This is a genomic window from Flavobacterium sp. B167r, from assembly GCF_056824315.1.
The window spans coordinates 1,664,317-1,678,036 of the sequence record NZ_CP124859.1; the positions used below are offsets into that span (position 1 = coordinate 1,664,317).

At 32.9% G+C, this 13,720-nt stretch carries 12 protein-coding genes; 6 read left to right on the forward strand and 6 right to left on the reverse strand.

The window, feature by feature from the left end; translation table 11 throughout:
* The first annotated feature begins 43 nt into the window (after window positions 1-43).
* On the forward strand, window positions 44-910 hold the full coding sequence (locus tag QLQ96_RS07510) for a DMT family transporter (protein WP_482495980.1): 867 nt from the start codon (window positions 44-46) through the stop codon (window positions 908-910).
* Between the two features lie 276 nt (window positions 911-1,186).
* On the opposite strand, the gene QLQ96_RS07515 is transcribed toward QLQ96_RS07510, so the two are convergent.
* Both QLQ96_RS07515 and QLQ96_RS07520 read right to left on the reverse strand, forming a co-directional pair.
* Window positions 1,187-3,235, reverse strand: coding sequence for a M16 family metallopeptidase (locus tag QLQ96_RS07515; RefSeq protein ID WP_482495982.1), 2,049 nt, complete (start codon window positions 3,233-3,235; stop codon window positions 1,187-1,189).
* A 12-nt stretch (window positions 3,236-3,247) separates the two neighbouring features.
* Window positions 3,248-4,570, reverse strand: coding sequence for a M16 family metallopeptidase (locus QLQ96_RS07520; RefSeq protein WP_482495983.1), 1,323 nt, complete (start codon window positions 4,568-4,570; stop codon window positions 3,248-3,250).
* Window positions 4,571-4,843: 273 nt separating this feature from the next.
* On the opposite strand from QLQ96_RS07520, the gene rplU reads away from it, so the two are divergent.
* The 4 genes from rplU to QLQ96_RS07540 all read left to right on the forward strand — a co-directional run bounded on the left by rplU (window position 4,844) and on the right by QLQ96_RS07540 (window position 6,990).
* Window positions 4,844-5,284 carry a 50S ribosomal protein L21 gene (rplU, locus tag QLQ96_RS07525; RefSeq protein WP_482495985.1) on the forward strand — a complete coding sequence of 147 codons (441 nt, stop codon included), beginning with the start codon at window positions 4,844-4,846 and terminating at the stop codon, window positions 5,282-5,284.
* Window positions 5,285-5,308: 24 nt separating this feature from the next.
* The gene (gene rpmA, locus QLQ96_RS07530; RefSeq protein WP_012023622.1) at window positions 5,309-5,569 is read left to right on the forward strand and encodes a 50S ribosomal protein L27; all 261 of its coding nucleotides are present in this window, start codon (window positions 5,309-5,311) and stop codon (window positions 5,567-5,569) included.
* Between the two features lie 129 nt (window positions 5,570-5,698).
* Window positions 5,699-6,151, forward strand: a complete 453-nt coding sequence (locus QLQ96_RS07535; RefSeq protein WP_482495987.1) for a hypothetical protein — start codon at window positions 5,699-5,701, stop codon at window positions 6,149-6,151.
* Entirely contained in the window at window positions 6,118-6,990 is an 873-nt protein-coding gene (locus tag QLQ96_RS07540) for a hypothetical protein (protein WP_482495989.1), read from the forward strand. The genes QLQ96_RS07535 and QLQ96_RS07540 overlap by 34 nt, the downstream gene beginning before the upstream one ends.
* A gap of 54 nt (window positions 6,991-7,044) precedes the next feature.
* On the opposite strand, the gene QLQ96_RS07545 is transcribed toward QLQ96_RS07540, so the two are convergent.
* Both QLQ96_RS07545 and QLQ96_RS07550 read right to left on the reverse strand, forming a co-directional pair.
* Entirely contained in the window at window positions 7,045-9,771 is a 2,727-nt protein-coding gene (locus QLQ96_RS07545) for an AsmA family protein (protein WP_482495990.1), read from the reverse strand.
* Window positions 9,772-9,828: 57 nt separating this feature from the next.
* The gene (locus QLQ96_RS07550) at window positions 9,829-10,410 is read right to left on the reverse strand and encodes a MiaE family protein (RefSeq protein WP_142450307.1); all 582 of its coding nucleotides are present in this window, start codon (window positions 10,408-10,410) and stop codon (window positions 9,829-9,831) included.
* Between the two features lie 114 nt (window positions 10,411-10,524).
* On the opposite strand from QLQ96_RS07550, the gene QLQ96_RS07555 reads away from it, so the two are divergent.
* Window positions 10,525-11,766: a glycosyltransferase gene (locus QLQ96_RS07555; protein ID WP_482495992.1), complete on the forward strand. Its 1,242-nt coding sequence runs from the start codon at window positions 10,525-10,527 to the stop codon at window positions 11,764-11,766.
* 59 nt (window positions 11,767-11,825) lie between these two features.
* Here the strand turns inward: QLQ96_RS07555 and QLQ96_RS07560 are convergent, their stop codons facing one another.
* Both QLQ96_RS07560 and QLQ96_RS07565 read right to left on the reverse strand, forming a co-directional pair.
* Window positions 11,826-12,635 carry a helix-turn-helix domain-containing protein gene (locus QLQ96_RS07560; RefSeq protein ID WP_482495994.1) on the reverse strand — a complete coding sequence of 270 codons (810 nt, stop codon included), beginning with the start codon at window positions 12,633-12,635 and terminating at the stop codon, window positions 11,826-11,828.
* 94 nt (window positions 12,636-12,729) lie between these two features.
* Entirely contained in the window at window positions 12,730-13,260 is a 531-nt protein-coding gene (locus QLQ96_RS07565; RefSeq protein ID WP_482495996.1) for a carboxymuconolactone decarboxylase family protein, read from the reverse strand.
* Window positions 13,261-13,720: the final 460 nt, after the last annotated feature.

Here is a 13,720-nt window from a genome sequence, read left to right on the forward strand (position 1 = left end):
TCAGTTCGTAAAATAATTACAAATTTGCAGTAAATAACAATTTATGGATACAAAACAGTTAAAGTGGATATACTTGGGGATTCTTTCTCTTATTTGGGGAAGTTCTTTTATTTTAATAAAAAAGGGATTGATTGGACTAACGGCAATACAAGTTGGTTCTTTCCGAATTATTTTTGCTGCACTTTTTCTGTTGATTTTTGGTTTTAATAGTCTAAAGAAAATTTCAAAACGCCAGTGGAAATATATTGCCATAACTTCTCTTTTCGGAACTTTTATGCCAGCTTATCTTTTTGCGATTGCAGAAACTCAGGTAAATAGCTCTATTGTAGCAATTTTGAATTCGCTCACGCCTCTAAATACTTTGGTTCTAGGAATTATAGCTTTCGGAATTCAGTTTCAAAAACGACAAGTTTTAGGCGTTTTTGTTGGGCTTTTAGGTTGCTTGATTTTAGTTTTGAGCGGAGATTCTTCGAGCGGAACTCAAAATTATCTGTATGTTCTATTGGTCGTAATAGCGACGCTTAGTTATGCAATCAACGTAAATCTAATTAAGAAATATTTACACGATTTGAATTCGGTTAGTATCACTACAGGAAATTTTGCTATCTTGTTTTTGCCTGCTTTAATTATTTTGAGCATGACGGATATTGCCGATAAAGTGCATTTTGCAGAAACACAGCATTCTATATTTTTCGTAATGATTTTAGGTGTTTTAGGGACTGGAATTGCTAACATTCTTTTCTTTAAACTAATACAAATGTCGTCACCTGTATTCGCAACATCAGTAACCTATTTAATTCCGATCGTTGCCTTTTTTTGGGGATTATTAGATAACGAATTCTTAACGCCAATTCAATCTGTTGGAGCATTCATTATTTTGATCGGAGTTTATTTGTCGGCCAAGAAATGATTTTTTGAGTTATGAATTATGAGTGAAAAGTTATTTGTGAAAAGTTATTTGTGAAAAGTTATTTGTGAAATGTAAAATGGATTGAAGTTTTATCTGTCACTCTGAGCGGAGTCGAAGAGCGCAAAGGGCTTCGATGGAGTTTATCCTGAGAAACGAAGGGCTCAGCCTGACAAAAGTGATGTATAAAAAAAGCTTTGTCAAAGTTTCAAACTTTGACAAAGCCTATGAGTAGAAGAAACTTAGAATCTTAGTATCTCAGAATCTTAGTCTCTTAGATTAAAGAAAATCCTTCTCAGAAACTCCTTCATTTATTTTAATGTCAGACATTTTGATATCCAATTCGAAACCTACATTTTGAACTAAATTAAAAGGAACTTTAACGCCTTTTACTTCTTTATAATCGTTGAAATTAGTGATTTGCTCAACAGACTTCCCGCCTTGTTCACGAACTTTAGATTCAGCTATTTTCAAGCCAGATTTAACATCATAATAATACTTTGTTTTGCCGTCTTTAATTACGTAGGCATCATTTCCATTAATTGGTTCGATTCCTTCTACTTTTAAATCGGTTCTTTTTACAAGCTGTAATTCTTCAAAAGGAGCGGCGTTTGCTTTCATATCTGCTAAATCTTCGCCTTCAAGGTTTTTTCTTTGCCCTTGCTGTTCAACGTATGCGCCTTTTTCATTCACGACTTGTTTCATTAAATTCATTGTTCCCATTGAAAGCGAAACCATCATTTTTCCTTTCGAATCTAATTTAGAAGTAAAAGTTAATGGAGTAGGAGCTTGAGGAACAGTTGTTGAGCCATTCATGTATAATGTTTTTACTGCAGTAACAGCTTTTTCTCCGCCAATAGCTTTAATGTAGTTTTCAAAAACTGTTTTTGCGCTAACATCTTTAGGAGCCTCTTTTTTTGTAGCAGGTTTTTCAACTGGATTTCCGTATTTATCGAAATAATGAATTGGAATTTGTAATTTCTCTAAACCAGGAATTACATCAGTTCCTTTTCCGATAATTACGATACGCATATTGTCTAATAAAAAATACTTATTGGCAACACGGTAAATATCGTCTGCGGTAACATTATTGATGGTCTGAATGTATTTTTCGTAGAAATCAGCAGGAAGTTTTTCTGTTTCAATGTTCAAAGCGTAACGCGCTACAGCTTGCGGTTTTTCAACCTGCATAACAAATCTTCCAATATAGCCAGCTTTTACGTTTCTTAAAACTTCTGGATCAACTCTTTCTGTTCTAATTCTTTTGATTTCTTTTACAAATTGAACAACAGCGCTGTCTGTTACCGTATTTCTAACTGCAGATGAAGCTTTAAATTTAGTAACATATTTTCCGCTTCCAATGCTAGAATTTGCGCCATACGTCCAAGCGTGCTGTTCACGTAAATTCATGTTTAAATAACTATTGAAATCACCTCCAAGAATTTGATTCGCAATAACAGCAGGAAAAAAATCTGGATCGCTCATTCTTAAATTCACAGTATTTACCAATGAAATTTCAGATTGAACCGCATTTGGAACGTCAACAAAATCTATTTGTAAGTTAGAAACGTTTTCTGGACTTGGATAAGTGTTTTTTGGTGCGCTTTGTTTTTTCCATCCGCCAAATAATTTCTCAACAGCCGCTTTTACTTCTTTAAACTTAATGTCGCCAATAACTACTAAGTAAGCATTTTCTGGAACAAAATAAGTGCTGTAGTTGTTCTGAACATCTGTAAGTGTTACATTTTTTACAGTTTCTTCAGAAAGAAATTCTCCGTTAGGATGATTTTTTCCAAAAGCCAAAACATCGACTACTCGATTTGAAATAGCTGGAACGCTTTTTTCGTCTGCTTTAAGGCCTTCCAAAAGTTTTGCTTTTTCTTTATCAAATTCAGTTTGAGTAAAATTTGGCTGTAAAGTACCTTCTGCTAAAAGTTCTAAAACGCGTCCAGAATATTTTGATAATGAACTTGCATAAGCGCCTTGAGAAGTAAAATTGATATTAGCTCCGTAAAAATCAATTTCTTCATTGAATGCTTCTTTGGTTGTTTTTTTAGTTCCGTTTCCAATTAAACTGCTCGTCAATTCGTCAACTCCCTTTTTGTTGCCTTCAGTAAAAGGAGCATTGTCTAGCGTAAGTGTAAAACTAACTCTAGGTAATTTGTGGTTTTCAACAATTAAAACCTTCATTCCGTTTGCTAAAACAAAGGTCTGCGGTTTTTTGATGTTGACTACTGGGGCATTTCCTGGTTTGGGTTGTGGACGATCTTGTGCTTGCATAATTCCAGTTAGGAAAAAAAGGATTAAAAAAGGATATATTTTTTTCATGATTCGATATTCTTAGTTTTGAGATTTGGCAGTTGGAATATAATCTAAAGTCAAACGCTGATTCGGATTTAAATATTTCTTAGCAACTTCTCTTATTTCTTCTCTTGTAATAGAATGGTAAATGTCGATTTCTGTATTAATTAAATTCACGTCGTCATAAAGTAAATAATAAGAAGCAAGGTTTTCTGCAATTCCTTCTACGCTCGAATTCGCATTTACATAATTATTATCGAATTTGTTTTGTAATTTTTCATAGTCTTTTTCAGAAATTAGATCAGTTTGAATTTTTACAATTTCCTCATCCATTTCTTTTAAAATATCAGCTGTCGTGTATGGAGCCATTGGAAGACCGTAAAGAATGTACATTCCGTAATCTTCTTGGCTAAATCCTACAGCGCCAATTTGTAACGCCATTTTTTTGTCGTCAACAATTTTTTTATAAAGTTTAGAACTTTTTCCGTCACTTAAATAAGACGAAATCAAGTCTAAAACCCTTGCATCTCTAGTTTTCATTGAAGGCGTTCTGTATGAAGCCACAATCATCGGAATCTGAATGTTCGGATCTTCATAAGTTGCTTTAATCGGTTGAGTGATTGGATCTTCTGTATAAGTTTGTTTTTTAAGTTCTTCGCCTTTCGGAATTGGTCCAAAATATTTCTGAATCCATTCTTTTGTTTTTGTTTTTTCAAAATCTCCAGCCACCACCAAAACAGCGTTATTTGGAGTGTAGAATTTTTTATTGAAAGCTTGAAATTCTTCTAATGTTGCTGCATCCAAATCTTTCATAGAACCAATTGTAGTCCATCTATATGGATGTTTTTTAAACATATTCTTTTTAACCTCTGGAAGAATATTTCCGTATGGCTGATTGTCGTAACGCATTCTTTTTTCTTCTTTTACGACTTCATTTTGAGTGTCAACACCAATTTTATTAATAATAGGATGCATTAGTCTTTCAGACTCCATCCATAAACCGAGTTCTAAACTGTTAGAAGGAAAAACTTCATAATAATAAGTTCTGTCATCAGACGTGTTGGCATTGTTTACGCCTCCATTTGCAGTAACAATTTTCATCCATTCCCCACGTTTTATATTTTGAGTTCCTTCAAATAATAGATGTTCAAAGAAGTGTGCAAAGCCGGTTCTATCAGGACGTTCGTCTTTAGATCCAACATGATACATTACCGAAGTGATAACAACTGGAGCAGAAGGGTCATTGTGTAAAATGACATGAAGCCCATTCTCTAGATCGTATTCTTCGAAAGCTACTTTTTGGGCATGAGCCACTCCGCCAAGCATTAATGCAGCACTTAACATCATTATTGATTTTTTCATAAAGATTAATAATTTTAATATATCAACAAGAGTAGGTAGACAAGAGTTGATTTTGATTACATCAAAAGTAGTTTTTTTTATGCATGTTTTACAGATTTGTTTTTAAATAAACACTATTTTAACACTATTTTACTTTAAATTATTTTTGTTTTTGGTCTGAAACTGCTTGAAAAACAGGGTTTTTCTAAGTAAAAATATTTTTGCTTTTAAGGATTGCACAGTAAATTATTAATTGTATATTTGCAACCTTAAAAATCAATAAATCAATTTGGTATGTATGCAATCGTAGAGATAGCAGGGCAACAATTTAAAGTAAGCAAAGACTTAAAGGTTTATGTTCACCGTTTAGCTAACGAAGAAGGTTCAAAAGTTTCTTTTGACAAAGTTCTTTTATTAGATGATAACGGAAATGTAACTTTAGGCGCCCCAGCTATAGAAGGTGCTTCAGTAGAAGCTAAAGTGTTACAACACTTAAAAGGTGATAAAGTTATCGTTTTCAAAAAGAAAAGAAGAAAAGGATACAAAAAAAGAAATGGTCACAGACAATATCTTACACAAATTGTAATTGAAGGTATTACTGCAGCAGGTGGAACTAAAAAAGCAGCTTCTAAAAAAGCGGTAGTAGCAGAAGATGCAGCTACTGAAGAAGTGGAAGCTCCAAAAGTGAAAAAAGCAGCAGCTCCAAAAGCAAAAAAAGAAGCTACTAAAGAATAATAACAATATTTAAACTCATACGTCATGGCTCACAAGAAAGGTGTCGGTAGTTCGAAGAATGGTAGAGAATCAGAATCAAAACGTTTAGGCGTTAAGATTTATGGTGGACAAGCTGCTATTGCTGGGAACATCATCGTTAGACAAAGAGGTTCAAAACATAATCCAGGTGAAAACGTTTACATTAGTAAAGATCACACTCTTCACGCAAGAGTTGCTGGAGTTGTTAAGTTCCAAAAGAAAAGAGATAACAAATCTTATGTATCTATTATTCCATTCGAGGCATAATAATCATAGATTACTTATTATAAAAAACCCGTTCAGAAATGATCGGGTTTTTTGTTTTATATATTTTTATAAAGACTTTAAAACTTATATTTACTTTTAGATTTTGTTTTATTTCTTAAATATTAAAAGTTGAAAAAAATAATACTACTTATACTGCTGTCTTGTTTCAGTATGTATGCAAAAACTGCTTCAGATAGTATCAATGCTCAGTTGAATTCATTAAATAATGAACAGAAAAATGTTTTGTATGAATTGGCGGTTCTTAAAAAGAATGGCTTTGAAACAGAACAATTCTGGTTGAAACATAAAAATGAATTTCAGGAATTTGATAATAAAGTAAGGGATCAATTAGCGTCTGAAGTTTTTGCTAATTCTCAAATAGTTTATACTCCGCCAAAAGATTCGGCAATTCAATTTTGGATACAAGCCCAATCGCTGGCAAATTGGATGTTCTATCTTTCTGCATTTATTGCTATTTGTGCCATTATCGCTTTGTTTAAGAGGTATTGGAATTTGCTCATTGACTTTGTAATTAAACACTTGGCCCATTGTTTAGGTTTTTATTTTCACCCGTTTTACTGACTTATGAATTGCTGATAGCTGGGATTTTCTGTGTTTATTGTGGAGTTTCTATCGAAGAATTTGTGCTTCGCACAGTTGTTATTCATGTTGGATTGTGTTTATTGTGGAGTCAGACTACAGCTATCTTTACTAAAGAATATTTTATTAAGAAGTACATTTTTAAAGTAGGAAATAATTTTTGGGATGAAAGTCCATGGGAAGCGGTAAAAACGATTTCATTGCCTGGATTATGTCTTACACTTGTGCTTGTATATGTATTATGCAAAGTTCCTGAAGATGTATTTTATAATTACGAAATTGTATTGACGGGAATTGCAACAATTTATGCTTTACCTTTTTGGCGCACTTTAGAAAAATATTTATATCCTATTTTGTTTCCTTTTAAAAATGATAAAAGAGATCGAGAAATAAAATCTTTAGCAGGATGTGCTGTTATTGCGCTTGCTGCGGTTGTTATACTTATTCTTCAAGACAATTCTCTTTTTTATAATGTAATAGCAGCTTTAATAAGTTTACTGACAATATCATTTTTAATATTGTCTTTAAAAATGAATTACAGATATGATTTTAGAAATTATTACTATCTGCAATTTGTAACTGTACTTTTTTTAAGCTTAACTTTCTTGTGCGGCTTGAGTTATCATTTAAATGAAATTGTCTGGTTTTCGCTGATAGGAACAAGTGTTTATATCGTAATAAAATATTTTGAGATCTTTTCGTTTTTCTCCGATTGGAAAAGAAGTAAAGCTTGGGCTTGGAAACTATTAGGAGCGGCGGCTTTATTATGGTTGTTGGCTAAAGGAATTTTATATGTTTCTAAAATCTTGTATGGAGCGTAAAATAAAAAGAAAACCGAGGCATAAGCTTCGGTTTTCTTTTTATATAATTGGAATTTAATTATCCTTAGTTTCTTCAAGATCTTCGGTTTTCTTGCCGACTTTTACTTTTGGATTATCCTGTGTTCCGGTAACTGTCAGTGGAATTCCGAAAATACCAAAAGGAGGTAGTCCTAAGCGCATTTTTAAGTTCAATCTGCCGTCTAAGCTTGTTGTTCCTTCAATTCTAGGTCTGAATCCTGCAAACTTAAATTTAAAGCGTTCTACGGTTATGATATTGTTCTTAACCGTTGTTTTGATATCAACTTTGGAAACATCTGGATTCTTCATTGATTCAGAGCCTGTTTGTTTGCTTACGGCATTAAACATTTTCAAACCTCGTACTTTTACATCTTTCACAGAAAGTATTCCGCCGCCTGTAAGAGATGGATAAACAGGATTCATATTGCCGTTTAATCTGCCTCGAAGTTGATAATCAAGGGAAACAATTCCTTGTGCTTTTTCTGCGGCGCTTGCCATTTTTCTGAAGACCTCAATTTCATTGTATGCTCTTTTAATATCAAAATTTGATGCTTTAATTTTGTAATCAAAATTAGCATTTTGAGTATTAACAGCTTCATAAGTTCCGTTCATGAGAACACGGCAGCCAATTAAATTAAAGCCGGTTTGCTGCATTGTGAGTTTGTTGTTGTCTATCTTTAGATTCCCTCCAGCATTCTCAAGTGTCAATTTGTCAAAATAAACCTTTTGAGCATTCGCCTTAAGTTCCAAATCAAAATTATTAGGAATCATAACAACTCCAGTCTGATTAGTTTTACTCTTTGATTCAGAATTTTTTGGAGTATGATTGAACATAAATTCGTCTACATTAATATATCTCGAAGAGACAGTAAACGAACCTTTTAAAATTCCTTTTCTTCTTGTAGCATAGTTAATTGCATTTTGAAGATAGCCATTCATTTTAAAATCAGACTTTCCGTAAGATGCTAGGAAATTATTAAATAAGATTTTGTCTTGATTAATATTGAAAAGGCCGTCTCTTATAATGAACTTTTGAGGCAAAAATTCTGAAGTGATCCCAATGTTTCTAATCTCAAGAGTTCCTTTATTGTTTAATTTATTATAATTTCCGTTCAAGGCATCGCTTTGTTTTCCTTTTAAGGCCAAATCTGCTTTTATAAAACCATCTAACAGCAGTCCTTTATGAGAGAAAACTTTATATATTTTTTTTACATCAAGCTCGCCTTTTGCCGTAACATCATAATTTAAATCAGCAAAATTATGCAACAGTGCCTGAATAAAAACGGGCTTTCCTTCAAATGTAAATTGAGCTGGTTTAAGGTTAAGTTTTAGATCTTGAAAAGTTCCTTTTTTATCCTCGATTGTAGTTTTAAATTCAATATTGGTTATCGGATTAGGATAGTAGCTTGTTTTTACAAATCCATTTCTCAAATCGATTGTACCGTTTGCAATTGGGAAAAGTTTATTTTTTCTGTCAAATTTTCCTTTAGCCTTGACATCCCCAGTCAACATTCCTTTTAGAGTTAAACCTGGAACTCCTAATCCTTTGTTGAGTTTTGCAAGATCAATTTTGGCTTTAAATTCAGCATCTACATTAGGGGTATCTATTCCTTCCAAATAAAATTTTGATTTGAAATAATCGTCACCTACATTTAAAGATAAATTTGCAGCATTTACAATTAGTAAATTTGGCTTTAAAGAAGGAAGCTTGCTTTTAATTTCAATATTTAAGTCTGAAACCGGAAAATCGCTGTTATCATAATTTATAAAACCATCTTCTATTTTTAAATCGAAATTTAAATCTGGCGCAATGTTTTGTGATGCAATATACTTTCCTTTTAATGTTAAAAGCAGATTTGTATCTCCTTTTAATTCTGTTTTAGAAAGCCAAGTAACGTATTTTGGAGGGAAAGCAGTAAAAACATCATACAGTTCACTATCATCAGATTTAATGATAAAATCCATATTATAGCCGTCTTTCAAAAAATCAAATTTTCCTTTAAAATCAACAGACAGCTGATTGATTTTTAAATTGTTCTGCTGAAAAAAGAATGATAAAGAGTTCATGTTGACCTGAGTTATAAGATCAGCATCAACTTTTTTATTCATTAAGTAAGGTTCATTATCGTAAATAATATTCAGCTTCTCGATTTTCGCTTTTGAATGGAGGTCAAATACCGCTTTATTTATATCGCCTTTTCCTAGATAATCAAAGCCAAAAGCATCAAAATGTACTTTTGTCGATTGATCATCATAAATGATTTTACTATTTAAGATCTCTATTCGATCAAGTTTTAAAGCTGTTTCAGTGCTGTCTTTAGGCTTAGAATCCTCTGGTGTAGACTTGTAAACGTTGTAATTTGCTTCTCCGTTAGGGTTTACTTTTACATTGATAAAAGAGTCTAACAAATAGATTTCGTCAATTTTTGCTGACTTACTAAAAATTAAACTAAAAATATCAATACCAAAAGAAACCTCTTTTGCTGTGATAAATTTTTCATTTTTATAAGGTGCAGAACCATTTAATTGTAAGTCATTCAGAGTTAAGGTCAGCGATGGAAAGTGATGAAAAAATGAAACAGAAACATCCGAATAATTAAGTTCTGCAGTTAAGCTTTCGTTTGCTGTTTTTTTAATTTTTTCTTTAATCTGATCTGCAAAAAGAATAGGAGTTAAAAAAAGTAATGCTAAAATTATGGCAAGTGTAATTCCCGTGTATTTAGCAATTTTTAATAGAAAAGGTTTTGATGTAATTTTAGACATATAGGCTTAGATGCTGTATTTTAATTGATTGTGGGGTTGCAATAAAAAAAGTATAAGTTATCCGTGAACGGTTTCATTTTTGCCATAATTGGTAATGATAGAACCTTCATATTCGATCCATTCTTTCCATCGTTTGTCAATATCGATGTTGTCCTGATATTTTCTGGCAAATCCTAAAAATGTCGTGTAATGTCCTGCTTCAGAAATCATTAAATCGCGATAAAATTTGGCTAATTCTTCGTCTTTAATATTTTCCGAAAGAACTTTAAAACGCTCACAACTTCTGGCTTCGATCATTGCTGAGAACAATAAACGATCGCATAGCGCATCTCTTCGGCTTCCGTCTTTTTTCATGAATTTAAAAAGCTCATTTACATAGTGATCCTTTCTTTCGCGACCCAAAGTAAGTCCGCGTTTTTTAATCACATCATGAACCATTTGCAAATGCTCTAATTCTTCTCTAGCAATAACGAGCATTTCAGTTACTAATTCCTCTAATTCAGAGTTATAAGTAACAATGCTGATGGCATTTGAAGCGGCTTTCTGTTCGCACCAAGCATGATCCGTTAAAATTTCTTCGATGTTTGATTCGACTATGTTTACCCAGCGTGGGTCTGTGGCTAATTTTAATCCTAACATGACAGCGGTAATTTATTTTGCTGCAAAATTAGTCTTTTTTTACAACCAAAAGTCAGTAAATATGGTGCAAAAATGTGCAAAAAAGTATTATTTTGTAAAATGAAATCAAATAAAATGAAACAACTGAAAAAACTTCTGGTAATTGGATCTGTCTGGCCTGAGCCAAAGTCTTCTGCTGCAGGCGGAAGGATGATGCAATTGATTTCGATTTTTAAAGAAAACGGATTCGAAATTACTTTTGCCAGCGCCGCACAAGACAGTGATTTTATGATTAATTTATCTGAGTTTGGAGTAATCAAAAAAAGCATTGAACTTAATTCGTCAAGTTTTGATGATTTTGTGTTGGAATTAAATCCAGATGTAGTTTTATTTGATCGTTTTATGATTGAAGAACAATTTGGATGGCGAGTTGTTGAAAAATGTCCGAAAGCAATTCGAATTTTAGATACCGAAGATTTGCATTGTCTGAGAACTGCAAGGCAAAAAGCGTTTAAAGAAAATCGAACTTTTGAAATTCAAGATTTATTATCTGAAGAAGTCGCAAAACGAGAAATAGCAAGTATTTTAAGATGTGATTTGTCTTTAATTATTTCTGAATTTGAAATGAATGTTCTAAAAAATGTTTTTAAAATTAATGAAGATTTACTTTTTTACCTTCCGTTTTTGGTTGATGAAATCAAAGAAGAAGAACTTTTAAAATTGCCTTCTTTTAACGAAAGAAAAAACTTTGTTTTCATTGGTAATTTTCTTCATGAACCAAATTGGAATACCGTTCAATATTTAAAAGAAGCAATTTGGCCTTCTATAAAAAAAGATTTTCCAGAAGCTGTTTTGGAAGTTTATGGAGCTTATCCTTCGCAAAAAGTTTTGCAATTGCATCAGCCAAAAAACGGTTTTTTTATTATGGGAAGAGCTGCGGATGCCAATGAAGTAGTGAAAAATGCAAGAATAGTTTTGGCGCCAATTCGTTTTGGAGCTGGTTTAAAAGGCAAATTATTAGAAGCCATGCAATGCGGAACGCCAAGTGTAACCACAACAATTGGGTCTGAAGCAATGCATCAAGATTTGTTGTGGAATGGTTTTATTGAAGACAATCCAGCTGAATTTGCTAAAAAAGCAATCACACTTTATCAGGATGAAAATCTGTGGAAAAAATCTCAAAAAAATGGAATTGAAATCATCAATAAATGCTATCAAAAAAGTGATTATGCAGAGAAACTTATTTCATTGACAAATTCACTTTTAGCAGATTCAAAAAGCCATCGTCTCCACAACTTTATGGGTAATTTATTACAGCATCACGCGTTTAAAAGCACGATGTACATGTCAAAATGGATTGAAGAGAAAAATAAGTAAGCAGTCCCAGTTTACATTAATCGGCGACTGAGACTGCGACTGAAAACTGCGACTGAAAATTAAGCTTGCATTTTCCCAAAACCTACAGTTTCGCGATAAATTTGAGGCGAAACATCAGCATTGGTTTTAAAGAAACGGCTGAAATAATGTTCGTCATCATAGCCTAATTCGTAGGCGATTTCTTTGACCGTTTTGTTGAAATAATTCTTAGATAATTTAGCTAATGCTTTTGGAGAAATATTCAATAAATCTGCATAATTTCCAGCTGAATGTTTGGTTTTGAAATTCAGCTCAATAGCATCTTTTAAGTTTTGAAGAATAATTGGTTCTTTTGAATCTGGAACCGATTTCATTTCTTCTAATTGTTCCGTTTTTAATCTTGAAGCTGTAATTAAAAAGATTTTCAAATACGAAATAAGCAATTCATATTGCGCCAATTCAGCATTTTGAATCTCAGATTTCATTTGGTCAATGACCATATTAAAAGTTATTACGGCTTGTTCTGTAACTTTCACATAAGGAGGCTGATAAATATTATTGAACAAAACACCGTTGCAAGAAACCTCTTTTTGATGCATGTGAATGCAATAAAAATCAGGGTGAAAATGAATCGCAATTCCTTCAATTGGCTCATTTACACAAAGCATAAAAGGCTGATAAGGCGAAAAGGCGAGAAGTGAGTTTTCTTCAAAATAATGTTCAGCAAAATCGGCTTTTACTTTGCCTTTTCCTTTGGTTATCCAAATCAACGAATAATAATTATTTCGCTGTAAATGATCAAAATGGCTGTTATCATCAAAAGCAAGAATTTTGAAAGCTAAATTCCCATTTTGCGGATTTATTAAAGTGAAAACATTTTGAGAACTCATACTGTTTTGTTTTTGGAAATATAAAGATAGCTCTCAAATAAATTAGGAGCTATCTTTATACATTGTTTTTTGTTATTGCGAAAGTGCTGTTTAATTATACTGCAGGAAAATCAATTTCAGTATTCGCTAAATTGTTGAAGTAGTTTGTTAATACGTTCAAAGCTGTATGTGCGACCGTTTCGGCAATCTCTGCATCAGAAACTCCAGCGTTTTTGGCTTTATTTACATCTTCATCATTTACTAAACCATTTTTGCTGATCAAAGTTTTAGCCAATTGCAAAATAGCTTCTGTTTTAGTGTCTGTAGAATTTCCTGTTCTTGCTGCGTGTAAAACTGCTGGATCTGCTTTTACTAATTTCTCTCCAATGAAAGTGTGAGCTGCTAAGCAGTAATCGCAAGAATTGCTTTCTGAAACTGCCAAAGCGATTAATTCTCCTGTTTTAGCACTTAATTTTCCGTGACTCAAAGCGCCGCTTAAGTTCAAATATCCTTCCAAAACTGCTGGAGAATTTCCCATTGTTCTCATCATGTTCGGAACAACGCCTAATTTTGCTTGCACAGCGTTGAATAAATCTTTAGTTTTTCCTGTTACTTCTTCTGGGTTTAATGCTGTTAATCGTGTCATTTTATTTGATATTTAATTGTTATTATTTGTTGTTGTCTTTTGACATTACAAAGGTGCGACGATTACAGATCTTAGAACATGGAGGATTGACGCTATGTGATGGACAATTTTCCCTGATTGTTTTTTGAAGTAAAATGATATGATTTTTCAGGAGCTAATCCAGCTTTCCGCTTCAAGTCCTCACTCAAAAGCCTGATTTTTCTAAGCCATAAAACGAGCTTCCGTTGGTCGCTGTTTTCTGGCAAGAAAAATCAGCCTTTTGAGCTCCGGGCTTTCCACTTCAATCTGGGCTAATACAGGTTTCATAAGAATGTTTACGTTTGTTTTGTCATTTCGACCGAAGGGAGAAATCACACTCGTAATCACAAAGTGTGGTGACTTTCTTTGCGGAGTTCCTAGTGCGATTTCTCCCTTCGGTCGAAATGACAAATAGTACGCATAAAAAAATCCCCGATTACGA